At 65.8% G+C, this 24,268-nt stretch carries 17 protein-coding genes and 1 other RNA gene; 6 read left to right on the forward strand and 12 right to left on the reverse strand.

Annotated elements, in window-relative coordinates; all coding sequences use genetic code 11:
- Positions 1 to 9: 9 nt before the first annotated feature.
- The 3 genes from ACYJP6_RS23405 to ACYJP6_RS23415 are packed head-to-tail and all read right to left on the reverse strand — an operon-like array spanning position 10 to position 2,295.
- Positions 10 to 669 carry an ABC transporter permease gene (locus ACYJP6_RS23405; RefSeq protein WP_459478332.1) on the reverse strand — a complete coding sequence of 220 codons (660 nt, stop codon included), beginning with the start codon at positions 667 to 669 and terminating at the stop codon, positions 10 to 12.
- Between the two features lie 3 nt (positions 670 to 672).
- A complete protein-coding gene (locus tag ACYJP6_RS23410; RefSeq protein ID WP_459478334.1) occupies positions 673 to 1,575 on the reverse strand; it encodes a glycine betaine ABC transporter substrate-binding protein in 903 nt (300 codons plus the stop codon).
- A gap of 9 nt (positions 1,576 to 1,584) precedes the next feature.
- Entirely contained in the window at positions 1,585 to 2,295 is a 711-nt protein-coding gene (locus ACYJP6_RS23415) for an ABC transporter permease (protein WP_459478336.1), read from the reverse strand.
- 781 nt (positions 2,296 to 3,076) lie between these two features.
- On the opposite strand from ACYJP6_RS23415, the gene ACYJP6_RS23420 reads away from it, so the two are divergent.
- From ACYJP6_RS23420 to ACYJP6_RS23440, 5 genes are all read left to right on the forward strand, one after another.
- The gene (locus ACYJP6_RS23420) at positions 3,077 to 3,208 is read left to right on the forward strand and encodes a hypothetical protein (protein WP_459478338.1); all 132 of its coding nucleotides are present in this window, start codon (positions 3,077 to 3,079) and stop codon (positions 3,206 to 3,208) included.
- Positions 3,209 to 3,511: 303 nt separating this feature from the next.
- Entirely contained in the window at positions 3,512 to 4,561 is a 1,050-nt protein-coding gene (locus tag ACYJP6_RS23425) for a glycoside hydrolase family 5 protein (protein ID WP_459478339.1), read from the forward strand.
- A 271-nt stretch (positions 4,562 to 4,832) separates the two neighbouring features.
- On the forward strand, positions 4,833 to 6,008 hold the full coding sequence (locus tag ACYJP6_RS23430; RefSeq protein ID WP_459478341.1) for an acyltransferase family protein: 1,176 nt from the start codon (positions 4,833 to 4,835) through the stop codon (positions 6,006 to 6,008).
- Positions 6,009 to 6,106: 98 nt separating this feature from the next.
- Entirely contained in the window at positions 6,107 to 7,690 is a 1,584-nt protein-coding gene (locus ACYJP6_RS23435) for a peptide chain release factor 3 (protein ID WP_309760036.1), read from the forward strand.
- Positions 7,691 to 7,751: 61 nt separating this feature from the next.
- Positions 7,752 to 7,843: non-coding RNA, sX9 sRNA (locus ACYJP6_RS23440), on the forward strand.
- A 74-nt stretch (positions 7,844 to 7,917) separates the two neighbouring features.
- Here the strand turns inward: ACYJP6_RS23440 and ACYJP6_RS23445 are convergent.
- From ACYJP6_RS23445 to recC, 4 genes are all read right to left on the reverse strand, one after another.
- A complete protein-coding gene (locus ACYJP6_RS23445) occupies positions 7,918 to 9,483 on the reverse strand; it encodes a DNA recombination protein RmuC (protein ID WP_459478343.1) in 1,566 nt (521 codons plus the stop codon).
- A gap of 74 nt (positions 9,484 to 9,557) precedes the next feature.
- The gene (recD, locus tag ACYJP6_RS23450) at positions 9,558 to 11,639 is read right to left on the reverse strand and encodes an exodeoxyribonuclease V subunit alpha (protein ID WP_459478345.1); all 2,082 of its coding nucleotides are present in this window, start codon (positions 11,637 to 11,639) and stop codon (positions 9,558 to 9,560) included.
- The gene (recB, locus tag ACYJP6_RS23455; protein ID WP_459478347.1) at positions 11,632 to 15,294 is read right to left on the reverse strand and encodes an exodeoxyribonuclease V subunit beta; all 3,663 of its coding nucleotides are present in this window, start codon (positions 15,292 to 15,294) and stop codon (positions 11,632 to 11,634) included. The genes recD and recB overlap by 8 nt, the downstream gene beginning before the upstream one ends.
- Positions 15,291 to 18,722, reverse strand: coding sequence for an exodeoxyribonuclease V subunit gamma (recC, locus tag ACYJP6_RS23460; RefSeq protein WP_459478349.1), 3,432 nt, complete (start codon positions 18,720 to 18,722; stop codon positions 15,291 to 15,293). Before recC ends, recB begins: the two co-directional genes overlap by 4 nt.
- Before the next feature lie 181 nt (positions 18,723 to 18,903).
- Between recC and ACYJP6_RS23465 the strand changes: the two genes are divergently transcribed.
- The gene (locus tag ACYJP6_RS23465) at positions 18,904 to 19,401 is read left to right on the forward strand and encodes a hypothetical protein (RefSeq protein ID WP_459478351.1); all 498 of its coding nucleotides are present in this window, start codon (positions 18,904 to 18,906) and stop codon (positions 19,399 to 19,401) included.
- A gap of 14 nt (positions 19,402 to 19,415) precedes the next feature.
- Here ACYJP6_RS23465 and yacG read toward each other — a convergent pair whose 3' ends face one another.
- The 5 genes from yacG to pilB form a co-directional block, all read right to left on the reverse strand.
- Positions 19,416 to 19,613: a DNA gyrase inhibitor YacG gene (gene yacG / locus ACYJP6_RS23470; RefSeq protein WP_058767413.1), complete on the reverse strand. Its 198-nt coding sequence runs from the start codon at positions 19,611 to 19,613 to the stop codon at positions 19,416 to 19,418.
- Positions 19,610 to 20,221: a dephospho-CoA kinase gene (gene coaE / locus ACYJP6_RS23475; protein ID WP_459478354.1), complete on the reverse strand. Its 612-nt coding sequence runs from the start codon at positions 20,219 to 20,221 to the stop codon at positions 19,610 to 19,612. Before coaE ends, yacG begins: the two co-directional genes overlap by 4 nt.
- Positions 20,218 to 21,090 carry a prepilin peptidase gene (locus ACYJP6_RS23480; RefSeq protein WP_459478356.1) on the reverse strand — a complete coding sequence of 291 codons (873 nt, stop codon included), beginning with the start codon at positions 21,088 to 21,090 and terminating at the stop codon, positions 20,218 to 20,220. Before ACYJP6_RS23480 ends, coaE begins: the two co-directional genes overlap by 4 nt.
- Positions 21,090 to 22,307 carry a type II secretion system F family protein gene (locus ACYJP6_RS23485; protein ID WP_459478358.1) on the reverse strand — a complete coding sequence of 406 codons (1,218 nt, stop codon included), beginning with the start codon at positions 22,305 to 22,307 and terminating at the stop codon, positions 21,090 to 21,092. Before ACYJP6_RS23485 ends, ACYJP6_RS23480 begins: the two co-directional genes overlap by 1 nt.
- A gap of 206 nt (positions 22,308 to 22,513) precedes the next feature.
- Positions 22,514 to 24,208 (reverse strand): type IV-A pilus assembly ATPase PilB, encoded by a 1,695-nt coding sequence (pilB, locus tag ACYJP6_RS23490; RefSeq protein WP_459478359.1) that lies wholly within the window; start codon positions 24,206 to 24,208, stop codon positions 22,514 to 22,516.
- Positions 24,209 to 24,268 lie beyond the last annotated feature (60 nt).

The raw sequence follows: 24,268 nt of genomic DNA on the forward strand, positions 1-24,268 counted from the left end.
TGGGGCTCCTTAATGGGCGCCGCGCAGGCCGCGCGGGGTGAGACGGCGTTGCAGCCACTGGAGGACGAGGTCGGCGACGATGGCCAGCAGGCTGACCAGGACGGCGCCGACGATGAGGGTGGCCATGTCGCTGCGGCTGATGGAGGTGAGGATGAGCACGCCCAGGCCGCCGGCGCCGATGGTGGCGGCGATGGTCATGACGCCGATGTTCATGACCACGGCGGTGCGCACCCCGGCGAGGATCACCGGCAGGGCGATGGGCAGCTCGACCATGCGCAGGCGTTGCCAGAAGGTCATGCCGATGCCGGCGCCCGCCTCGCGAATGCCCGGCTCGACGCTGGTCAGCGCCAGGTAGGTGTTCCTCAGGATCGGCAGCAGCGAATAGAGGAATACCGCGGTGATGGCCGGCAGCGGGCCGAGGCCCTGGCCGAACTTGGAGTAGAACGGCAGCAGCAGGCCGAACAGGGCGATCGAGGGCAGCGTCATGACCACCGTGGCCACCGCCTGCAGCGGTCCGGCCAGCCAGGGGTAGCGGGTCATGAGGATGCCCAGGGGCACGCCCACCAGGATCGCCAGGGTCACGGCGATACCGACCAGGGTGATGTGCTGGCGGGTCAGCTCGAGGACCTGCAGCCAGTCGATGTGGTTGAAGGAGGTGACGAAATCCATGGGTCATTGCCCTCCGCTGAAGGGGTGTTGGGCGAGGAAGTCACCCGCCACCTGGGCCGGCGTCTGCCGCTCGATGTCCACCTTGGCGTTGAGTTGGCGCATGGTGGCCTGGTCGAGGCTTTCGGCGAGGGGCCTGAGCAAGTCGGTGAGATCCGGATGCTTGGCCAGGTAGGCGGCGTTGACCACCGGCGCGGCGGTGTAGTCAGGGAAGTAACCCTTGTCGTCTTCCAGCACCTTGAGCTTGAAGGCGTCCAGGCGGCCATCGGTGGTGTAGACCAGGCCGGTGAACACCTGGCCGTTGCGCAGGGCGGTGTAGACCAGCCCCGGATCCATCTGGCGGATGTCATCGCGGGTGTAGCTCAGGGCATAGGCATCCACCAGGCCGGCGAGGCCATCGGAGCGATTGGCGAATTCGATGTCCAGCGCGGTGAGGTGCTGCTTGCCGGCCTCGGCCTCGAGCAGCCCGGCCAGGTCGCTGATGCTGTTCAGCTCGGGATGCTGCTGGGCGACCTTCTCCGGCAGCGCCAGGGCATAGGTGTTGTTGAAGCGGGTGGGCGCCAGCCAGGCCAGGCCGATCTTGGCATCCAGTTCCTTGACCCGCTGGTAGGAGGCCGCCTGGTCCAGCCGCTCGGTGACGTGGTTGTAGGCCACCAGCGAGGTCCCGGTGTATTCCCAGGTGAGGTCGAGCTGGGCGTTCTTCACCCCGTTCCAGGCGATGGTGCTGCCCAGGCCGCCGACGATCTCCGGCTGGTAGCCATGCTTGGCCAGGTACTGCCCGGTGAGTTCGGCGAGGATCGCCTGCTCGGTGAAGACCTTGGCGCCGATGCGGATGGGGTCGGCCTGGGCGCCACTGGCCAGGACGAGGCCGAACCAGGCGGCGCCCAGGGCGATTAGCAACTTCTTCATCTCGTCTCCTTAGCGGGCCAGGCCGCGTTCCAGCCAGAGGCGGCTGGCGAGCAGCACCAGGCCATCGAGCAACAGCGCCAGCAGGGCCGTGGCGGCGGCGCCCAACAGCAGCTGCGACTGGTTCTCCAGGGCGATGGCGGGAAAGATCAGGCTGCCCAGGCTGTTGGCGCCGATGAGGAATACCAGCGGCGTGGTGCCGACGTTGATCGCCAAGGCGACCCGCACCCCGCCGACGATAATGGGCACGGCATTGGGCAGCTCCACCTTGGTCAGCACCTGGGTGGGCGTCATGCCGATGCCGGTGGCCGCCTCCTTGAGCGAGCCGGGTACGTTCCTCAGGCCCTCGTAGGTGTTGCGCACGATGGGCAGCAGCGAGGCCAGGAACAGCGCCAGGATTGCCGGACCATCGCCGATACCGACGATGCCCAGGGCGATGGCCAGCACTGCCAGGGGCGGTACGGTATTGCCGATGTTGAACACCTGCATGAAGCGCTCGGCGCTACGGGCGAAGCGCGGCCGACTGAGCACCACCCCGGCGGGAATGCCGACGAGCAGGGCGACGACCATGGAGACGGCCACCAGGTAGAGGTGCGCCTGGAGATAGAACAGCAGATCCGCGCGATAGGCACGAAGGGTATCCATACCGATCCAGTGCACCAGCAGTGCCAGGATCACCACTCCCACGGCCGTGCCGAGCAGGAGGGTCTTGAACTTCGCCATGTCAGGCTCCTTCAACGGGCGGACAGGCCGCATGCCTTCCAAGTGCGGAACTCGCACGGGGGCGAGGCGCAGGACGGCTGTCCGGGTTCAGGATCGAGACGCAGCGGGGCATGGCGGGTATGCCGGCTGGACCAACGGGGCGCTACCGGATCTCAGGATCCGCAACGTCCTTGGGTGTCGCCTCCTCAGGAAGCGACATGGCACCTTGCCTCGACCGAAGTGATTGACGTCCATCGGGGTCGATAGTTCGCCAGCTCCTTTTCAGGCTAACCCAATAGACTCGCTCAATGCCAACCCGATCGCGCAGAGGCGTGCAGTGGAGCGCTCCTGACGCCCGTGCTAGAGGCATCCATCAACCGGCAGGGCCAAGAGCCGCGAAATAGACGAGTTTCCCTGTCAGCCCCACCAAATGTAATGACGTTTCTGCCGATCGGTTGGCAGCCAGTGGACGATCCACATCACAGCCAGACGGACGCAGTCGCGCCGTTTCGTGGAGAGGCACACAGCCAGGCTGACGTACGGTCGCGACTGAAACATCTTTCTGTGCACCAGTGCGACGCCGTTGTTTTGGCACCCCTTTATCATTCTGACGAGCGGCTGACGCTTTGAGGGATCATTCAGCCCAACCACGGTCAATAGGTGGCCCAGTGATAGCACCAAGCCATTCCTGGTACCGCTATAACAACAGACTATTCACCGAGCTAACTTCAAAGGGAACGTTATGAATGACATGACGGCTTGTGCATCGTTGGACTCCGCCATTCTCTCCTCTGCCCCCGTAATGCTGCTGCAACCCAAGGTGGAAACTTGGGTGGTGGTCTATGCACACGGTGGCCTGGTCACCGAATTCAGCGACGAGGCAGCGGCCCGCCAGGAAGCCGAGCAGTGGGCGGGTATCTGCCTGCGTCGCTAGACTGCACCTGAATGACCTGCCTGGCGCCGTCGTCTGACGGAAAGCAGTCGCCGGCAGCTCATCACCTGCTTCGACGCCGCTCGCTTCTGGCTAGCCATTCCCCCGCCTAGCCGATCTCCGCTCAGCTCCTGTAGCCCCACCCAGCTCGCATTTTTGCGGGTTCCTTGCTGCGGTAACGTTGCCTGGCGCACTTTACGAGCACCGCGTTGCAACTTCCCCCTGTGCATTAGGGCCTGATGGCGAGTCGGGCAGCCTGCCTGCCTCCTACCGCCACCGCCTGAGCCACTGCCTGGGACCTTGCCGATGACGCCTCGCTGGAAATCCGCCTTCGCGACCCTGTCCATCCTGCTCTGCAGCCTCGCCGCCCTGCCTGCCACGCACGCCGATACGCGTGACTTTCCCACCGATCTGGTCGGACTGAATTTCTCCGGCGCTGGCTTCGCGCCTCAGGTATTGCCGGGCAAACCCGGAACCAACTACTTCTTCCCCGAGGCCGGTCACTATCGTCGCTGGGCGGCGAAGGGCATTCGGGTGATCCGTTTCCCGATCATCTGGGAACGTCTCCAGCCGCGCCTCGGGCAGCCGCTGGATCCGGTCTATGCCAAGCTGATCGACCAGACGCTCGACAATGCCAAGCGCTATCGCATGAGCGTGGTGCTGGATCTGCACAACTATATGAGATACCGGGGCCAGGTCATCGGCAGTGCGGCGGTACCCTACCCGGCCTATGCCGATGTGCTGCGTCGGATCGCCCAGCGCTGGCACGGCCATCCCGCGCTCGCCGCCTACGACATCATGAACGAACCCCACGACGCCGTTGAGCAGTGGCCGATCGCAGCCCAGCACGGCATCGATGCGGTGCGCGACGTCGACCGCACGCGCCCGATCCTGATCGAGGGCAACGGCTGGTCCAGCAGCTATCTCTGGCCGCGCTACAACGCCAAGCTGCTCGGGCTCAAGGACCCGGCGGACAACCTGATCTATTCCGCCCACGTCTATTTCGATAACGACGGCGGCGGCAAATACCTGAAGAAGGACATGACCGACTTCGACCCGGATGTCGGCATCCGCCGGGTGGAGCCCTTCATCACCTGGCTCAGGCAGCACGGCAAGCGTGGCCACATCGGTGAATTCGGGGTCCCGGACAACGATCCACGCTGGCTGGCAGCCATGGATCGCCTGCTGGCACGGCTGCGCCAGGAGTGCATCCCGGCCATGTACTGGGCCGCCGGCCCCAACTGGGGCGACTACAAGCTGGCGATCGAGCCGGTGAACGGTAAGCCACGCCCGCAATGGGCGGTATTGCAGAAGTACGTCAAGCCCTCCTCCTGCGAGAGCCTGGGCCCGCGCTGACGCGGTGCGTGACTGCGATCACCGACGACCTGAGGGGGAATCGGTGATCGCAATCACAAAGTCTCGTCCAGGGCGACCATCGGTAGCGAACTCTTAAGGTTTTGACGATCAAACCGTAACAGAAAGTAATAGTTCGACGATTGGAATTCGCCGTAATAACAAGAGCCTGGATGCCATGTCTCGTTTCTTCGTGCTGTTTCATCCCCTCCTTTCGCCCTGACGGCAGCCTACCGTCACCCGCCTTCATCTGTCGCACCGTCAGGGAAATCCCATGGAAAGATTTGTCGCTCTGGATAGCTTTCGCGGTCTGCTGGCCGTCGCCGTCGTGCTCTTTCATACCTATGTCGCCCAGGCCGCCTCGGAAAATCCGCTGATCGCCAACGCCTATCTGTTCGTGGAATTTTTCTTCGTCCTCAGCGGTTTCGTCCTGATGCATACCTACGAAACCCGCCTGCGCACCCTGGACGACTATCGCGACTTCGCCATCAGCCGCTCGGCGCGCCTGCTGCCACTGCACCTGGCGATGCTCGGAGTCTATGTACTGCTGGAAACCGGACGGCTGCTGGCCGAGCACCTGGGCATCAATTTCAACGATCCGGCCTTCAGCGGCGCCACCGCACCCGAGCAATTCCTGCCCAATCTGCTGCTGCTGCAATCCTGGCTGGGCCAGGCCATCACCGGCTCCTTCAACTACCCGTCCTGGAGCATCAGCATCGAGTACTACCTCTACCTAGTGTTCGGCATCCTGGTGCTCAAGGGCCAGGGCCATCATCGCCAGTGGTTCCTGGTGATCGCGCTGCTGGCCTTCGCGCAGCTGCTGTTCCCGGTGCTGCCGCTGAAGACCGAGATCTTCCGTGGCCTGTCGTGCTTTTTCGCCGGCGCCTGCACCTACCGGCTCTATGTCTGGATCAAGCGGCAGAACCAGGGCTCGTTCGGCGGTACCCTGCTGGAAGTGGCCTGCCTCATCGCGGCGATCGCGGTGATGACCTCCGATCTGCCCGTCGCCAAGAAGGGCGTCCTGGCCAGCCTGGTCTTCTGCGTCACCATCCTCACCTTCGCCTTCGAACGCGGCCTGGTCTCGAGCGTGCTGCACCATGGCTACTTCGTGCGCCTGGGGATGCTGTCCTATTCCATCTACCTCTGCCACGCGGCGGTGATCTTCCTGTTCAAGAGCGCCTTCATCGTGCTGGGCAAGCTGCTGCACCAGGATCTCACCGTGGTGGCACCGTCCCACGACGTACCGGTGCCCTTCATGATCCGCTACATCGCCACCGGCAGCCCCCTACTGGACAACCTGGTGGTCCTGCTGGAGCTGGCGGTGGTCCTCGGCCTGGCCTGCCTGACCTACAGGTACATCGAGATCCCGGGCATGGCGCTGGGCAAGCGCCTGGTGCGCAAGAGACGCAACCGGCCGTTCTGCGAGGGCAAGATCCAGCCGCAGCCCTGAGCGACCGCTACCGGCCGGGGCGACCGCCCCCGAGCCGATGGGGGCCGCCCTCTGCTATACTCCGCCCCCTCTTTTTTCGCTCTCGCCCAGGTTCATCCATGACCACCCAGGCCGCCGAAGTCGCCAAGCGCCGTACCTTCGCCATCATCTCCCACCCCGACGCGGGCAAGACCACCATCACCGAGAAGCTGCTGCTGATGGGCCAGGCCATCGCCGTGGCGGGTACGGTGAAGTCGCGTAAATCCGACCGCCATGCGACCTCCGACTGGATGGAGATGGAAAAGCAGCGCGGCATCTCCATCACCACCTCGGTGATGCAGTTCCCCTACCGCGAGCACATGATCAACCTGCTCGACACCCCCGGCCACGAGGACTTCTCCGAAGACACCTACCGCACCCTGACCGCGGTGGACTCGGCGCTGATGGTGCTCGACGGTGGCAAGGGCGTGGAACCCCGCACCATCGCCCTGATGGATGTCTGCCGGCTGCGCGACACTCCCATCGTCAGCTTCATCAACAAGCTCGACCGTGACATCCGCGACCCCATCGAGCTGCTCGACGAGATCGAGGCGGTGCTCAAGATCAAGGCCGCGCCCATTACCTGGCCGATCGGCAGCTACCGTGACTTCAAGGGCGTCTATCACCTCTCGGACGACCGCATCTACGTCTACACCCCCGGCCATGGTCACGAGCGCATCGCCACCAAGACCATCGACAAGCTGGACTCCGACGAGGCGCGCGCCCACCTGGGCGATCTCTATGAGCGTTTCGTCGAGGAACTGGAGCTGGTGCAGGGCGCCTGCCACGAATTCGACAACGACGCCTTCCTGCGCGGCGAGATGACCCCGGTATTCTTCGGTACCGCCCTGGGCAACTTCGGCGTCGACCAGGTGCTCGACGCCGTGGTCGATTGGGCGCCGCGCCCGCTGTCGCGCGCCGCTCACGAGCGCACCGTGGAACCGGTGGAGGAGAAGTTCTCCGGCTTCGTGTTCAAGATCCAGGCGAACATGGACCCCAAGCACCGTGACCGCATCGCCTTCATGCGCATCTGCTCGGGCAAGTACGAGAAGGGCATGAAGCTGCGCCACGTGCGGATCAAGAAGGACCTGAAGATCGCCGACGCCCTGACCTTCTTCTCCAGCGAGCGCGAGCACCTGGACGAGGCCTTCGCCGGCGACATCATAGGCCTGCACAACCATGGCACCATCCAGATCGGCGACACCTTCACCGAAGGCGAGGCGCTAGGCTTCACCGGTATCCCCCACTTCGCCCCGGAACTGTTCCGCCGGGTGCGGCTGAAAGACCCGCTGAAATCCAAGCAGCTGCGCCAGGGCCTGCAGGAGCTGGCCGAGGAAGGCGCCACCCAGGTGTTCTTCCCCGAGCGCAACAACGACATCGTGCTCGGCGCGGTGGGCGTGCTGCAGTTCGACGTGGTCGCCAGCCGCCTGAAGGAGGAATACAAGGTGGAGTGCGCCTACGAGGCCATCAACGTCTGGTCGGCGCGCTGGATCGAGTGCGACGACAAGAAGAAGCTCGAGGACTTCAAGACCAAGGCTTTCGAGAACCTGGCGGTGGATGGCGGCGGTCACCTCACCTACCTGGCGCCGACCCGCGTCAACCTGGCGCTGATGGAAGAGCGCTGGCCGGAGATTACTTTCCGCGCTACCCGCGAGCACCACTAAGAGCAACTAGCAAAACTACTGCGCGTCCGCCAGACGGGCGCGTGCAGTGCTCGGAATCCTCATGTACCGCTCGTACACTCGTGCGCGAGCCCGGTACGGTTCCTGCGCGCCGCGCGCACCCGCCTGACAGCCGCTCGCTACGTTTTATTAGCCGCTCTGCACCTCATATCCCCGGCCGGCGGACCTTCCGCCGGCCAGCGGCCTCTTTTTTGCTGCCGAGCCGCTAGTCAGCTGCGGTCTGCCAGCTCCACCACGTTGAGTTCCAACTCCGCTCGCTCGGTCCACTGGCCATCCAGCTCGGTGCGTACCGCCACGCCCAGTTCCTTGAAGTCGGCCACCTGCTTGACCAGGTTGCCCGGGCCGCCTACCAGTTGGCCGCAGGCCTTGCGATAGGCCTCACCCGCCTTTTCCAGGCTCTTGCCGATGCCATCCATGCTGCCGAGGAAGGTGCGCAACTTGTCGTAGACCTTGCCGGCGCGGTCGGCCAGTTCGGCGGTGTGGCGATTCTGGTCCTCGAAGCGCCAGAGTTGGCGGACGATGTTGAGGCTGGTCAGCAGGGTGGTCGGGGTGGCCACCAGCACGTTCTGCTCGATGGCGCGCTGGAACAGACTCTCGTCGGCCTTGAGGGCCTCGACGAAGGCCGATTCGATGGGGATGAACAGGAAGACCATCTCCGGCGAATTCAGCCCCGGCAGGCTGAAGTACTCACGGTCGGCCAGTTCGCGGATACGCTCGCCCACGGCGCGCACGTGCTCGCCCAGGGCCAGGCGGCGCTCGCCTTCGTCTTCGCTGTTGACGTAGCGGGTATAGGCGTTGAGCGACACCTTGGCGTCCACCACCAGGTGCTTCTTCTGCGGCAGATGCACCAGCACGTCCGGCCGCCGCCGGCCGGTCTCGGTGGTGAAGCTGCGCTCACGGACGAAGTCGCGCCCTTCGCGCAGGCCGGAGCGTTCCAGCACGTTTTCCAGGATGAGTTCGCCCCAGTTACCCTGGGCCTTCTTCTGGCCGCGCAGGGCGGTGGCCAGGTCGTGGGCTTCCTGGGTGATCTGGCGGTTGAGCTCCTTGAGATCGAGCAGTTGCTGGCCGAGGGCAGCCTGCTGCTGGACATCCTTGTGGTGGATGTCTTCGACCTTGGCGCGAAAGCCTTCGATCTGCTCGCGGAAGGGCCGCAGCAGGGCATCCAGCGACTGCTGGCTGTGCTGGGCGAAGGCCTGGCCCTTGGCTTCGAAGATGCGCCCGGCCAGCTGTTCGAACTCCAGCTTGAGCTGCTCACGGCTCTCGCGCAGCAACTGGTGCTGTTCCTGAAAGTGCTGTTCCTTCTGCTCCAGGGTGGTCTTGAGAGTGGCGTGCTCTTCGGCCAGGCGCGCATGGCGTTCCTGCACCTCGGCGTGCAGTTGCTGCTCGCGGTGCTGGCGCTCACGCAGCTCGGCGAGTTGCTCCTGTATGCCCTGCAACTGGGCGCGGGTGGCCTCGGCCAGGGCGTGCTGCTCGGCGGCCTGCAGCTGGGCCTGGCGGGTCTGCTGGCGCAACTCGGCCTCCAGCTCCCGATTGGCCTCCAGCTGGCGCTGCAGGGTGGCGGTGCGTTCGCGCTCGGCGCCCAGCTCCACCACCTGGCGGCCATTGGCCAATTCGGCTCTTTGCAGGTCGTCGCGCAGCATGTCGTAGCGCTCGGCGGCGCTGTCGAGCTGCTGCTGGAGATAGCGCTGGCGGCCGGTCAGCCACACGGCCGAACCGGCCCAGCCGGCCAGCAGCAACAGGGGAAGCACAAGGGAGGCGAAAGGCAGGGAAGTCATGGCGCTCTCATCACGGACGGCTCCCCCTCACCTTAGGCAGGCCAGGCGGGAGCGTCCAGCAGTTATCTGTATATTTACACAGTATTTCGCAAATCGAGGTCCAGCCCACTGACGCGCCGAACCCGCCGCGCCACCGCCTCGGCGAAGATGCCACCGCGGGCCTCGATGAGGGTGAAGTCATCACGCGCCCGGGTGATGCCGGTGTAGACCAGCTCCTTGGTCAGCACCGGGCTGAGTTGCTCGGGCAAGAGCAGCGCGGTATGGGCGAATTCCGAGCCCTGGGACTTGTGCACGGTCATGGCGAACACCGTCTCCACCGCCGCCAGCCGGCTGGGCAGGACGAATCTCAGGCCGCCGCTGCCATCGCCGCGGGGAAAGGCGACCCGTAGCACCTTGCGCCCCGGCTGGGTGGCGTCGGGCAGGCAGAGGGTGATGCCGATGTCGCCGTTCATCAGCCCGAGGCTGTAGTCGTTGCGCGTCACCAGCACCGGGCGGCCTTCGTACCAGCCATGCTCGCCACTGAGCAGGCCGGCGGCCAACAGGGCACTGGCGATGCGCAGGTTGAGGCCTTCCACCCCCCAGGGGCCCTTGCGTACGGCGCAGAGCAGCTGGAAATCATCGAAGGCGGCGAGCACCTGACCGGCCCAGTGCGTCCAGGCCGGATCGTCCAGTGAGGTATCCGCCTGGGGCCGTGCCTGGCGTAGGACCTCCAGATAATGCCGATACCCGCGAGCGCGCCCACGGCCCTCCAGCACCAGACGCTCCAGGGCCCGATCCTCCGGCCCCTTGAGCAACACGCGATGGAGATCGACGTAGCCGCCGTCGACCAGCACCTGCTGCGCGCCCAGCCCATCCTGGGCATTGACGCGGCGCGCCAGCTGGCCGATACCGCTGCCGGCGCCGAAGCGGCGCGAGCGGCGCAGCATCACCACCTGTTGGGCCAGGGCATCGGCCTGGTCATCGCCGACGGCCAGGTCGGCTGCCGCCAACGACTGGCCGCTCACCGCCTCCAGCCAGGCGCGGGTGGCAGGACTGTAGCGCCCGGCTTCGGCATCGCGGCAGAGATCACCCAGCACCGCGCCCGCCTCCACCGAGGCCAACTGGTCCTTGTCACCGAGCAGGATGAGGCGCGCCCGCGGCGGCAAGGCCGCCAACAGGCTGGCCATCATCTCCAGGTCGATCATCGAGGCCTCGTCCACCACCAGCACGTCCAGCGGCAACGGCTGCCCGCGGTGATGGCGGAAGTGGCGGGTGTTGGGGCGACTGCCCAGCAGCCGATGCACCGTGGTCACCCCGGTGGGGATGTGCCGGCGCAGCTCTTCGTCCACCGGCAGGCGGCTGACCTGGCCGCCGATGGATTCGGTAAGACGGGCAGCGGCCTTGCCGGTGGGCGCGGCCAGGCGGATGCGCAAGGGACGACCGGCTGCCACCGCCGGTGCCTGGAGCAAGGCGAGCAGACGGACCACGGTAGTCGTCTTGCCGGTGCCAGGACCGCCGGTGACGATGCTGAAGGCGCCCCGCACCGCCAAGGCGCAGGCCAGTTTCTGCCAGTCGGGTTCGCCGTCGGCCGCGGTGTCCGGCGGAAACAACCGGTCGAGGCGCTCGGTGAGATCCGCCGGCAGGGGCTCCGGGGTAGCCAGCCGCTGGCGCAGGCTGGCAGCCACCTCGCGCTCGTAGTTCCAGTAGCGGCGCAGATAGAGGCGCTCGCCACCCAGGACCAGGGGTCGCTCCGGCGCGCTGCCGTCGCCATCGACCAGGGCGCTGGCCAGCAGCGCCTGGCGCCAGGCCTCCAGGCTGTAACCCAGCAGCAGTTGCGACGGTAGCAGCGAGTTGCGCGCCTCGTCGCCCTCAGGCGGCAGCGACAGGGCCGCATCGGGATTGCGCAGGGTGGCGGCAAGATCCAGGCAGACATGGCCGTGGCCAAGCTGATGACTGGCCAGGGCTGCGGCCAGCAGCACCGCCGACTCGCCATTCGGCTCGAGCTCACCGAGAAAGCTGGTGAAGGCGCGGTCGACCTGGCGCAGCCAGCCGCGCTGGACCCAGAGTTCCAGCAGGCGAAAGAGGTCGTCACGGCGGCTCAGGGGCGACAACGGGCTTTCCGGAACCAAGGAGGCCAGGCGCAACAGGCGTTCGGTAGCGGCGCTGAAATCAGACATGGGCAAGCTCCGCACCGCTGAACAGCAGATCCAGGGTCTCGATCAGGGCCTGGGCGGGCCGCTCGACGAAGACGCCGTGGCCGGCCGGATCGCAACCCCGCAGGAAGAGGTAGACGGCGCCGCCGAAGTGGCGCTCGTAGCTGTAGTCGGGCAGGCGCGCCTTGAGCAGGCGGTGCACGGCCAGGCTGTAGAGCACGCACTGCAGGTCATAGCGTTTGGCGAGGACGGCGCTTTCCATGGCCGTGCGGGTATAGGCCGCGGCCTCGGCGCCCAGCCAATTGGATTTGTAATCCACCACGAAATAGCGCCCCTCGTGCTCGAAGACCAGGTCGATGAAGCCTTTGAACAGGCCGTTGAGCTGCCCTGGTTCCAGTACCGGCCGCGCCTGGCCGCCATGGGTACCGCGGCGGACCAGCTCATCCAGGCGTTCCAGATCGACGCCGTGGGTGGCGAACCAGAATTCCATCTCCACCTGGTAGCGCGCCAGCTCACCCAGGCGCTGGTCGCCGCCCGGCAGGGGCAGCGGCAAGACCAGCAGCTGGCGCAGCCAGCTCTGCAGGATCGGAATCCAGTGATTCCAGCCGCGCCGCTGGCAGCGCCGGGCGATCAGATCGTCGAGCCGCTCGGGCGCCGCCTGGATGGCGGCGAAGCCCTCCTCGCCGACCCACTCCAGCAGGCTGTGCAGGAAGGTGCCCGGACCGGGACCGCGGGGAAAACGATGCAGGTCTTCACCAACGGCAGGCTGGCGGGCCTCGTCCGGGGCGAGACGGTCGTCGTCGAACAGCTTCTGGGCCGCGGGCGTATCCAGGTCCAGCTCCAGATTCAGTTGGCCCTCCTCCCGTGCCTCGCCCAGGCGCGTACCGATGCGCAAGGCACTGTAGGACGCGATCCACCAGTCCTCGCGGGCCGCACGCCGGGCGGTCAGGGCCTTGAGGGTCACCGGGGCCTCACGCGCTTCCGGTAGCCGCTCAGCACTGGCCTCCGGCAGCGGCAGGATGAGGCTGTCGGGTTGAGTGCCGATCAGGGTGCTCAGCGCGGTGGGCAAGGCCGCCGAACTCGCCAACGGCTCGCCACCGGTGGCCAGATAGCCCAGGGCACTACGGGCGAAGCCGGAGTCCTTGCTGCGTCCGCGCTTGAGATCGGCCACCCCGACCCAGCAGGCATGCCGGGCGCGGGTCAGGGCGACATAGAGCAGCCGCAGATCCTCGGCCAGGCGCTCGTCGTCGGCGCGGGCCAGGTCTTCGGCGGAGGGGCGGAAGGTCCGCTGCACCCGGCCCTGGTCGTCGTGATAGCGCAGCGGCAGGCTGGCGCCCTCTTCGGCGCGATAGGCGCAGGCGAAGGGCAGGAACACCAGCGGATATTCCAGGCCCTTGGACTTGTGCACCGTCACTACCTTGACCAGTTCGGCGTCGCTTTCCAGCCGCAGGATCTGCTCGTCGGCGGCGCCCTGGGCGGCCAGTTGTTCGGCCAGGTGGCGGATCAGCGCCTGCTCGCCATCCAGCTCGCCAGCGGCGCGCTGCAGCAGTTCGGCGAGGTGCAGCAGATTGGTCAGCACCCGCTCGCCATCGGCGCGGGCCATCAGCCGCTGCGGCAGGCGGAAGTCCTGCAGCAGGCGGCGCAGCATGGGCAGCACGCCCTGGCCGCGCCAGAGCTGGCGATAGCCGCGGAATTGCAGCACCCGCGCCTCCCAGGCCTGCTCGTCATGATTGAGGGCGTCCAGTTCGGCCAGCGGCAGGTCGAGGGTCAGGCTGCCCAGGGCCGCGCGCAGGCGGCGATCCACGTCGGGTTCGGCGCAGGCCTTGAGCCAGTCCAGCAGGCAGCGGGCCTCCTGGGCGGTGAACACCGAGTCCTTGTCCGACAGATAGACGCTGCGTACCCCGCGGCGCACCAGGGCCTGGCGCACCGCCTGGGCCTCGCTGCCGGCGCGTACCAGGATGGCGATATCGGCCGGTCGCAGCGGCTTGAACTCGCCCTCCTCGTGGCGAAAGCCCGCGCGCCCGTCGGCGGCGAAGGTCAGCAACCGGACGATCTCGCTGGCGGTGCTCTCGGCCAGGCTGGCGCGATAGGCGGTGCCGGCCAGGGGCTCGTCGCCGGCCAGATGCCAGAAGGTCAGGGCCGCACCGGGTGCGCCGTCGATCTCCAGCTGCTCACGTCGCCCCTGGGCGCGGACCGGCTCGAAGGGCACCGGATTGTCCTCACCCTGGCGGAACAAGAAGGCCGCGCGCGGCGCCGTCGCCTCGCCATGCAGGAACACCTGGTTGACCGCGGCAACCATGGCCGCAGTGGAGCGGAAATTGGTGTCCAGCGAATGCAGGTGGCCGGCATTGGCGCGGCGGGCCTGCAGATAGGTGTGGATATCGGCGCCGCGGAAGGCATAGATGGCTTGCTTGGGATCACCGATCAGGAACAACCCGGTGCCCTCCCCCGCACCGTAGACGGTGCTGAAGATGCGGTACTGCACCGGATCGGTGTCCTGGAATTCGTCGATCAGCGCTACCGGGAATTGCTCGCGGATCAGCGCTGCCAGTCGTGCGCCGGCGCCATCGGCCTGCAGCGCTCTATCCAGGCGGGTGAGGATGTCGTCGAAACCCAGCTCGGCGCGGCGTAGTTTCTCGCGCTCGAACTTCTGCTGCACCCAGGCCGCCGCGTGCTCCAGTAGCGGCACCTCGGGGCTGGGCAGTTCGGCCAGTTGCCCGGGCAATCGCGCCATGGCCGCCAGGGCGGGGTGATCCGGCGGAATGGCCTTGGTCCAGACCTCGGCAAAACCCTCCTCGGTCAACCGGGTGAAACCGGTGCCTATATCGAGGGCTTCACTGGCGGGGTTGTCCGCCCAGGCGCCCAGCTTGTCGCACCAGGGCCCGAAGAATCTCTTCTGCAACTTGCGCCCATCGACCACCTTGGCGTCGCAGCCGGCCTGGCAGAGATCACGCAATTCTTCCGCCCACGCCGCCCAGGGCGCCTTGAGTGTTGCCAGGCGCGCCTGGCGCTCGGCCAGCGCCGTGGCCAGCAGCCTGGCGGGATCGCCCTGGGGCGCGCCCAGGGGTTCGCCCAGCAAGGGTCGTAGGCGCGCAGCCAGGGCCCGGGGTTCGCCCCAGTGCTCGATGACCCAATCCAGCGCCGCGCCTTCGAGGGGATAGCAGAAGCGCCGCCAGTAGTCGCGCACCACCTGGGCGAGCAATTCGCTCTGGTCCTGCTCCAGGTTCTGCACGAAGAGGCTGCCGCTGTCGAAGGCATGCTCGCGCAGCATGCGCTGGCACCAACTGTGGATGGTGGAGACCGCCGCCTCGTCCATCCACTGGGCGGCGATGTCCAGGCGCCGGGCGCAATCGGCCCAGCGCTCGACGGGGAAGTCCTCGCGCAAGGCGTCGAGCAGCGGATCGGGCGCTGCGATCTCGTCACGGAAGAAACGCGCCGCCTCGGCCAGCCGATGGCGAATGCGATCACGCAATTCCTGGGTAGCCGCCTCGGTAAAGGTCACCACCAGGATCTGTGGCGGCAACAACTCGCGACCGAAAGCCGTCTCGGCCGTGCCATGGCCCAGCACCAGGCGCACATAGAGCGCGGAGATGGTGAAGGTCTTGCCGGTCCCGGCACTGGCCTCGATGAGCTGATTGCCCTGCAGCGGAAAGCGCAGGGCGAGCGGACGTTGACTCATGCCTGCCCCTCCCCACCCACGACCTGCCAGCCGGCGGTGAAGACCGGCGCATAGAGCGTCTGGCACCAGCCATCGAATTCCTCGTCGGCCAGCAGGGCAGCGAAGTCCGGATACTGGCGGCGCAGTGCCGGATGGGTCGCCGCCTCGCTCTGGTAGGCCTGCTCGGCGAAGGCCAGGGCCTTGTCCGGTTCGCTCGCCAGCCAGGCGAAGGCGGTGCGCGGCGCCACCGGCAGCGGGCGCCGCTGACCCAGCGCCCAGGCATCCAGCAATTCATGCAACTGCCGCTGGGCCAGCTCGGTGTCCAGCGGTGGTAGCAGCAGGGTCAGGTCGGTCGCCACCACGGCGGTGGTGAGCTGCAGACCACCGGCCGCCGCGACCAGGTGCTGCACCCAGGGTCGCAACAGCCGATGCCACTTGCGGGTACGGGCATTGCCCAGGCCATTGGCCTGGGCGGTCAGGGCCAGCAGCCCTTCGGGGCCCCGGCGCAAACGTTCGAGATTGGCCACCAACTGCACTTCGCGATGTTCGAGATCGAGGGTCACGGCCTCTTCCAAGGGTTCGGGCCAGTGCAGGGTCAAGGCCTCGACCTGGGCCACTACGGCAGGCAGCGGCTCGCGCAACGCCTGTCCAGCCCGCTCGCCAAAACCCGCCAACGGCAGGCGACCACTGCCGCGTAGGCGTGCGGCCGCTGCGGTGAGCGCTCGGTCGACGGCTTCCGGCTCGGCCAGCGCCGCTTCTAGCAGGCCTTCGCCCAGTTGGTAACGGGTCAGGGCATCCAGACCGAAGGGTTCTTCGTCTTCCGCCGGGGCATCGGGCGCCTCGAAATGCACCTTGAGGCGATTGGCGAAAAAAAGATCCACCGGCCCGCGCAGAAAACGGGCGAGATCATCGAGGCCCAGGGGTTCGTCGGGCACCAGAGGCGGCAACAGCTCATCCTCGTCGCGCGTGGTGCGGTCATGCACGCCCAGCCACTCGGCCGCGAAGCTGAAATAGCCGCGCTCGCCGCGGAAGTAACGGGCACTGAAGGGTTGTAGGGGATGCTCCTGGGTCAGGGCCGCGAGCAGGCGCTCCGGCTCCTCTGCATGGCCGGCCAGTCGCCAACCGGCCTGGAGATGATCGCGCAACTGGGCGATCAGCACCGACGGTGGTCGCTCGCTGTTGTCGCGGATGCTGCGCCCCACCCAGCTGACATAGAGCTGGTCGCGCGCCGAGAGCAGGGCCTCCAGCAGCAGATAACGGTCGTCTTCGCGCCGCGAGCGGTCACCGGGGCGATAGTCCTGGGCCATGAGGTCGAAATCCAGCGGCGGATGGATGCGCGGATAGGCGCCATCGTGCATGCCCAGCAGGCAGACCACGCGGAAGGGAATGGCGCGCATGGGCATCAGGGTGCAGAAGTTGACGGCCCCAGCGAGAAAGCGCTGGGCCAGGCCGCCGGCATCCAGCCCGGCCAGCCAGGCTTCGCGGACCACGGTGAGCGGCAGCTCTTCGTCCAGCGCCACATCCTCGCACAGCTCCAGCCAGCGCTCGCGCAGATTTTCCAGCTGCTCCAGCAGGTATTCGTCGTGCTCGTCCTGGGCACTGAAGAACAGCGCCAGCAGCGCCTGCAGGCGCGCGCCCCACTCTGCCGGCCGGGCCGGTTGCGCCAGCGCCGCCTGAGCCGCGTCCAGGGCATCGAGCAGATCGACTAGCGGCCCAACCAGCGCGGCGTCCAGGCCACCCACCTCATCGAAGGGCTCGATATCACCCAGGGCCGCACCGCCGCCTACCGCATAGCCCAGCAGCATGCGCCTCAGACCGAAGCGCCAGGTGTTCTGCGTCAGGCCCTCGGGCAGGTCGAGACGACTGCGCTGCGCGGCATCCAGCCCCCAGCGCACGCCGGCGCCTTCCAGCCAGAGATGCAGGGTCGGCAGATCGCCTTCGCGCAAGCCGAAGCGCGCACGGAGCGCCGGCACGTCCAGCAGATCGAGGATCTCGCTCAGCGCGAAGCGGCTGTCGGGCAGTTGCAGCAGGTGCTCCAGGGCGATCAGCAGCGGCTGGAAGCCGCGCTGGTGCTGGTCGGCCAGACTGAAGGGAATGAAGCGGGGATCGCTACGGTCGAGCTGGCCGAACACCGCGCGGATGTGCGGCGCATAGGCATCGATGTCCGGCACCATGATGATGACATCGCGCGGCCTGAGGCTGCCGGCGCTGCTGAAGCGCGCCAGCAACTGGTCATGAAGGATCTCCACCTCGCGCTGCGGACTATGGGCCACGTGGAAGCGCACGGACCTGTCCCGCGCCGGGTTTACCGCCGGCCAACGCTCACGGGTCTCGGCCAGGGGGCGCAATTCGAGGATATCGTCCTGCAACTGGCCCAGCAGATGCTGGGGTTCGGTCTCGGCGAAGAGATCGATGCGCCCGCCGTTGAGGTCTTCGAACAGCCGGCGATAGCCATCGGGCTCGTCGAATTCATCCAGCAGATGGATATAGTCGCGGCCCTGCTTGCCCCAGCTCGCCAGCAGCGGCTGGCCGTGCTGGTGCAGCGCCTCGGCGTCCAGGGTCTGGGGCATGCCCGGCTTGCGCTGCTGACGGCGATAGTTCTGCCGCAACAGATCTTGGTCGGCGACGATGTCGGACCAATGATGGCGACAGGGATTATGCACGCAGAGCAGCACCTGGCTGAAACGCGCCAGGGCGGCCAGGGCTTCGAGGGTCTGTGCCGGGATCGCCGACAGGCCGAAGATCACCACCCGCCGCGGCAGACCGGCCGGGGCTTCGGTCGCCGCCTGCATGACTTCCAGAAAACGCCGATGCACCCCGGCCCGACTCCGGGCCAGACCGCCATCGCCGACATCTGCCAGCAGGGCGCGCCACAGCTGCGCCTGCCAGCGACAACTCTCCGGCAAGGGACGCCGACTGTCACGCAGGCTGGCCAGCAGATCCCGCCCCGCCGCCCAGTCGTTGAGCCAGTCGGCGCGATAGACCTGGTAGCCGTCGTAGAGATCGGCCAGGCGCTCGGCCAGTTGATATCTCTTGCGCAGATCACCATCGTCGTCGAGAAAGCGCCGCAGCGCGGCGAAGTCCGGCTGCAGGAGCAGGGTCGGCAAGAGCCGCATCAGTCGCCAGGTCAGGGGCGCGCGGTCCAGCGGCGAGGATGGCGGTACGTTTTCCCGGCCCAGCACCTGGCGATAGGTGCGCCAGAGAAAGGCCGCCGGCAGCTGCACCTCGAGGGCCGCGGCCACCCCGCAACCGCCCTCGTCGTCCCCGCGCGGATCCTCGGCCAGCGCCAACTTCAGCCACTGGGCGATGCCGTTGCTCTGCACCAGCACCTGCTCGTTTTCCAGCGGCGCCAGGGGATAGCGCCGCATCCAGCCAACCGCCAGGCCGCGCAGCTCTTCGAGCCGATTGCCGTGTACCACCATGAATCCGGGAGTGAGCGCCTCGGACATCCTACGCCTCGCTGTTCGCTATCTGCGGCAAGGGTAAGGATCACCCGTCCTGGACACCAGCCCGCAATGTGGTTGCCTGCGCATGACGCAGTGCACAGCCGCCTCTTCCACCCGCCTGCAAAGGGCCGCCAGCCGGTAGACTCACCGCCTATCGGCCGCCGGCCCTCGACAGGATGTTTTCATGCGTTTCCTCGTTGCCCTTCCCCTGCTCCTGGGCGCCGCCCTCGCCCAAGCCGACAATGGCGAGCCCGTCGACTGCGCCAGTCTGCAGGCGCAGTTGCCCCTGCCGCTACTCCAGCAGACGTCCGGCCTGCCCCTGGCCTACGCTCGCCAGATCGCCGGTGGTTGTGCCTTCACCGATCGCGACACCGGCCAACCGGCCAACTATCTGCTGGGCCTGTCGGCAGGCTACGAGAATGGCGGTCGAGCGCTGCCCAAGTTGCGGCGGCAGGTGCAGTCGCTCAGCGAACAGCTGGATTGCAAGGCCATCGACGGCCTCGGCGAAGGCGCCACTGCCTGCAGCAAACCCTTACTGGGCACCCAGGTGTTCTTCATCAAGGGCGACCGCATCCACACGGTTACGGCGTCCAGCCCACTGGAATACGACAAGCCCGAGCTGGCTGCCAAGCTGCGCCAGGCCGCTCAGGCCACCGCCCAGGCCTGGGCGCAGCGGCTTTAAGAGCAGCGCGGTCCCTAGTGGCCGCGCCGATTGAGGTCTTCCGAATACAGATCGTCTTCGAGTTCATTGCCGGGAATGGCGTGTTCTTCCGCCGCCCAGGCACCCAGGTCGATCAGTTTGCAACGGTCGGAACAGAAGGGCCGGTTGGGGCTCTTCTCGCTCCATTCCACGGGTGCGCCGCAGGTGGGGCAGTCCACGGTGAGAGTGCTCATGCTTGGCCTCCGTCAAGGGTCAAATAAAAGGAATGCAGGCGCTCCACCTCGGCATGGAGCGCGGCGAGATCGCCGTCATTGCGGATGACATCATCGGCCTTGGCCAGCCGCTCGTCCCGCGGCAGTTGTGCCGCCAGGATGGCCCTTACCTGGGCCTCGTCCACTCCATCGCGGCGCATGGCCCGTTCGAGTTGGAGCTCTTCCGGTACGTCGATCACCAGGCCGCGCTGCACCAGGGCACGCTGCCCCGATTCGAACAACAGCGGCGACACCAGGATGGCATAGGGTGACTGCGCCCGCGCCAGGACCGCCAGGATCTCCTGGCGAATGATGGGATGCAGCAGGGCCTCGAGCCAGCGCCGCTCGGCCGGGTCGGCGAAGATCGCCGCCCGCAATGCCGCCCGGTTCAGGCTGCCGTCCGGTTGCAAGACGGCCGGCGAAAAATGCCTGGCGATCTCGGCCAATGCCGGTCGCCCCGGCTCGACCACCCAGCGGGCAGCCTGGTCGGCATCGACACAGGTGATGCCCAGACGGGCGAAGTGCTCGGCAGCGGCGCTCTTGCCGCTACCGATGCCCCCGGTCAGGCCGAGGGTCCAGGCAGAAGTCATCGGAATCCGGCGAAGTTCAGGTACAGGCCGGTTATTTGATCACCCCAGAGCAGGGCAATCCACCCCGCCACGGCCAGATAGGGACCGAAGGGCAAGGGCGTACTGGTTTCCGCCCGGCGCAAACGCAGGGTGATGATGCCGAGGATAGCCCCCACCAGCGACGACAGCAGGATGGTCAATGGCAGGATCTGCCAGCCACCCCAGGCCCCGAGCAGGGCCAGCAACTTGAAGTCGCCATAACCCATGCCTTCCTTGCCGGTCACCAGGCGGAACAGCTGGAACACCAGCCAGAGACTTAGGTAACCCGCCACGGCGCCCCAGACCGCATCGCCAAGGTTGCTGAACAATCCGAACTGGTTGACGATCAAGCCCAGCCAGAGCAGCGGCAGCACGATCACATCCGGCAGCAACTGGTGATCGGCATCGATCAAGCTGGCCGCCAAGAGTCCCCAGGTCAGCAGCAAGAAGGCCCCGCCCTGCCAGGTCACGCCCAGGTGCCAAACGACCCAGGCGGACAACAGTCCACAGGCCAGCTCGACCAATGGATAACGCAGGCTGATTCTCGCCTGGCAGCCCTTGCAACGACCACGCAAGAGCACGTAGCTGACAACCGGCACGTTCTCCCATGGCCGCACGGCACGCTGGCAATGAGGGCAACGCGAAGCGGGACGCGCCAGGTTGAAAGGAGCCGCCGCCGGCTCGACCGGCAGCTCCAGCACCTCACGCGCCTCCGCCTGCCAGTCACGCCTGAGCATCACTGGCAGCCGGTAGACCACCACATTGAGAAAGCTGCCCACCAGCAGCCCCAGAACCAGCGCACACAACGTCGCGGCCAGCGGCGCGCCGGCCAGGAATTCCAGCAGCGCCATCAGACCACCGAGCCGAGCTGGAAGATCGGCAGGTACATGGCGATGATCAGACCGCCCACCAGTACCCCGAGCACGGCCATGATCATCGGCTCCATCAGGGTGGTGAGGTTGTCGACCATGTTGTCGACCTCATCCTCATAGAAGGTCGCGACCTTGGACAGCATCTCGTCCAGCGACCCCGACTCCTCACCAATGGCGGTCATCTGAATGGCCATCGAGGAAAACACGCCAGTGGTGCGCATGGAGAAGTTGAGCTGCATGCCGGTAGACACATCACCCTTGATCTTCTCCACGGCGTTGCGGAATACCACGTTCCCTGTCGCACCCGCGACCGAATCCAGGGCATCCACCAAAGGCACGCCTGCGGCGAAGGTGGTGGAGAGGGTACGGGCATAACGGGCAATGGCGGACTTGTAGAGAATAGAGCCGACCAAGGGGATCTTCAGCAGGGCGCGGTCCATGGCATCGCGGAATTTCTCGGACTTCTTATGGAAATGCCGCAGGGCGAAGCCCAAGACGAACAAGCCACCGAGTACCAGCAACCACCACTCCTGCAAGACTTCGGAAATGGCGATGACCATTAAGGTGAATGCCGGCAACTGGGCCCCGAAGCCTTCGAATACCGACTGGAATTGCGGTACCACCTTGATCAACAGGATGGCCGATACGATCACCGCCACGACGATGACCGCCGCCGGATAGGTCATGGCCTTCTTGATCTTCTTCTTCAGCGCCTCGGTCTTTTCCTTGTAGGTCGCCACCCGATCCAACAAGGTCTCCAGCGCACCCGATTGCTCACCGGCATCCACCAGGTTGCAATAGAGATCATCGAAGTACTGCGGCTGCTTGCGCAGGGAATTGGCCAGGCTGTTACCTGCCGCGACATCCTGCTTGATGTCGTCCACCAGCTTGCGCATGTTGGGATTGTCAAAGCCTTCGCTAATGATGTCGAAGGCCTGCAACAGCGGCACACCGGCACCCATCATGGTCGCCAGCTGCCGGGTGAACAGGGCGATGTCCAGGGGCTTGATCTTCTTACCCTTGCCGAACAGCGACACCGATTTCTTGCGTACCCGGGTCGGATTGATGCCCTGCTTGCGCAACTGCGCCTTGATCAGCGCGGGATTCAATCCGGTCATCTCGCCCTTCACCTTGGTCCCCTTGCGATCGGTTCCCTCCCAAGTGAAGTTGCCCATCTTGATAGCTTTATCGGCCATGGCCTCGACTCGTCAAAGACTCGGCCCGGCGTGGCGGACCCGTCAAAAGAATGTTCTTTGCAAAGCGGTTGCTTCTGCTCAGGCAAGCATCGCGCCAAATATCGACGATCCCAAGGCTCTGAGACGCCTTAAAGTCGTGAGGATGATTACCTGATACGCCGCCCTAGCCCTCTCCCCACGGGAGAGGGCTAGGGAGAGGGCGCACGTCAGTCCTTGGTCACCCTATTGATCTCTTCCAGACTGGTAATCCCTTGCATGGCCTTCACCAGCCCGGACCGTCGCAGATCATTGAAGCCCTCGGTGCGCATCCGCGCTGCGATCTCGATGGAGTTGCCCTCCTCCATGATCATCTGCTGCAACGCCGGTGTGATCTTCACCACCTCGTAGATCCCCACCCGCCCGCGATAACCGGCGTTGCACTCCTCGCAGCCGATGGGCTGGTACAGGGTGAAGCTGCCCAGCTCGTCCTCGCGGAAGCCTTCGGCCAGTAGCGCCTCACGCGGCACCTCATGGACTCTCTTGCACTTGTTGCACAGCTTGCGTGCCAGGCGCTGGGCGATGATCAGGTTGACCGAGGTAGCCAGGTTGAAGGCGGGCACGCCCATGTTGCGCAGGCGGGTCAGGGTTTCCGCCGCGCTGTTGGTGTGCAGGGTCGACATCACCATGTGGCCGGTCTGGGCCGCCTTGATGGCGATCTCCGCCGTTTCCAGGTCACGGATCTCACCCACCATGATCACGTCTGGATCCTGACGCAGGAAGGCGCGCAGCGCCTGGGAGAAGTCGAGCCCCTGGCGCGGATTGACGTTGACCTGGTTGATGCCCTCCAGGTTGATCTCCACCGGGTCTTCCGCAGTAGAAATATTGATGTCCTCGGTATTGAGGATATTGAGGCCGGTATAGAGGGATACCGTCTTGCCCGAACCGGTCGGCCCGGTCACCAGGATCATGCCCTGCGGCTGCTTCAGCGCCTGCAGGTACAGCTCCTTCTGCACATCCTCGTAGCCCAGGGCGTCGATACCCATCTGGGCACTCGAGGAGTCCAGGATCCGCATCACGATCTTCTCGCCCCAGAGCGTGGGCAAGGTATTGACCCGGAAGTCGATGGACTTGGTCTTGGACACCTTAAGCTTGACCCGGCCGTCCTGGGGTTTGCGTCTTTCAGAGATATCCATATTGGACATCACCTTGAGTCGCGCGGAGATACGCGACACCAGTTGCACCGGCGGCCGCGCCGCCTCGTGCAGGATGCCATCGGTACGAAAGCGCACTCGGTACATCTTTTCATAGGGCTCAAAGTGCAGGTCGGACGAGCCCTTCTTGATGGCGTCGAGCAGCATCTTATTGACGAACTTCACCACCGGCGCGTCGTCGGCATCGCTTCCGGCTACGGCTTCCTGGGGCCGCTCACCACCATCGGTTTCCAGATCAAGATCGATATCACCCAGATCCAGACCACCCGTACCGGTATCTAGATAGCGCTCTATGGCCTGGTGCAGCTTGTCGTCCTCGACCAGCACCACCTCGACCGCCAGCTTGCTGCCAAAGGACACATCATTGATGGCCTGCTGATTGGTTGGGTCGGAGAGCGCGATGAAGAGCTTGTTGCCCCTTTTACTCAGCGGCAGAAAATGATGCTGCTGCATCAGCTTTTCGTTGACGATGTCCTTGGGGAGTTGCTCCTTGTCGATGGCCGCCAGATCGAGGAAGGGCACGCCGAACTCTTGGGCAGCGAGCTCCGCCAAGGGCCGGCTCTGCACCAGTCGCTGCTGAACGAGATAGGTCACCAGCGGCACCTTGGCCTGCTTGGCCTTGACCACCGCCTGCTGGGCAGCCGACTCCGCCAACAACTGCGCATCCACCAGTTGCCGCGCCAGTCCTGACAGCATCACCGTCTCATTCATCGTCGATCACCCAAGCCTGCGTTAGCTGGCCTTATAGCACCCCCCTGCCCCGCCCGCAAA

The organism is Pseudomonas sp. No.117 (genome assembly GCF_054558395.1).

Coding starts and splice junctions, on each gene's coding strand:
- ACYJP6_RS23405 (WP_459478332.1), bottom strand. CDS start 669: ATGGATTTCGTCACCTCCTTCAACCACATCGACTGGCTGCAGGTCCTC.
- ACYJP6_RS23410 (WP_459478334.1), bottom strand. CDS start 1,575: ATGAAGAAGTTGCTAATCGCCCTGGGCGCCGCCTGGTTCGGCCTCGTC.
- ACYJP6_RS23415 (WP_459478336.1), bottom strand. CDS start 2,295: ATGGCGAAGTTCAAGACCCTCCTGCTCGGCACGGCCGTGGGAGTGGTG.
- ACYJP6_RS23420 (WP_459478338.1), top strand. CDS start 3,077: ATGCTGCTGCAACCCAAGGTGGAAACTTGGGTGGTGGTCTATGCACAC.
- ACYJP6_RS23425 (WP_459478339.1), top strand. CDS start 3,512: ATGACGCCTCGCTGGAAATCCGCCTTCGCGACCCTGTCCATCCTGCTC.
- ACYJP6_RS23430 (WP_459478341.1), top strand. CDS start 4,833: ATGGAAAGATTTGTCGCTCTGGATAGCTTTCGCGGTCTGCTGGCCGTC.
- ACYJP6_RS23435 (WP_309760036.1), top strand. CDS start 6,107: ATGACCACCCAGGCCGCCGAAGTCGCCAAGCGCCGTACCTTCGCCATC.
- ACYJP6_RS23445 (WP_459478343.1), bottom strand. CDS start 9,483: ATGACTTCCCTGCCTTTCGCCTCCCTTGTGCTTCCCCTGTTGCTGCTG.
- recD (WP_459478345.1), bottom strand. CDS start 11,639: ATGTCTGATTTCAGCGCCGCTACCGAACGCCTGTTGCGCCTGGCCTCC.
- recB (WP_459478347.1), bottom strand. CDS start 15,294: ATGAGTCAACGTCCGCTCGCCCTGCGCTTTCCGCTGCAGGGCAATCAG.
- recC (WP_459478349.1), bottom strand. CDS start 18,722: ATGTCCGAGGCGCTCACTCCCGGATTCATGGTGGTACACGGCAATCGG.
- ACYJP6_RS23465 (WP_459478351.1), top strand. CDS start 18,904: ATGCGTTTCCTCGTTGCCCTTCCCCTGCTCCTGGGCGCCGCCCTCGCC.
- yacG (WP_058767413.1), bottom strand. CDS start 19,613: ATGAGCACTCTCACCGTGGACTGCCCCACCTGCGGCGCACCCGTGGAA.
- coaE (WP_459478354.1), bottom strand. CDS start 20,221: ATGACTTCTGCCTGGACCCTCGGCCTGACCGGGGGCATCGGTAGCGGC.
- ACYJP6_RS23480 (WP_459478356.1), bottom strand. CDS start 21,090: ATGGCGCTGCTGGAATTCCTGGCCGGCGCGCCGCTGGCCGCGACGTTG.
- ACYJP6_RS23485 (WP_459478358.1), bottom strand. CDS start 22,307: ATGGCCGATAAAGCTATCAAGATGGGCAACTTCACTTGGGAGGGAACC.
- pilB (WP_459478359.1), bottom strand. CDS start 24,208: ATGAATGAGACGGTGATGCTGTCAGGACTGGCGCGGCAACTGGTGGAT.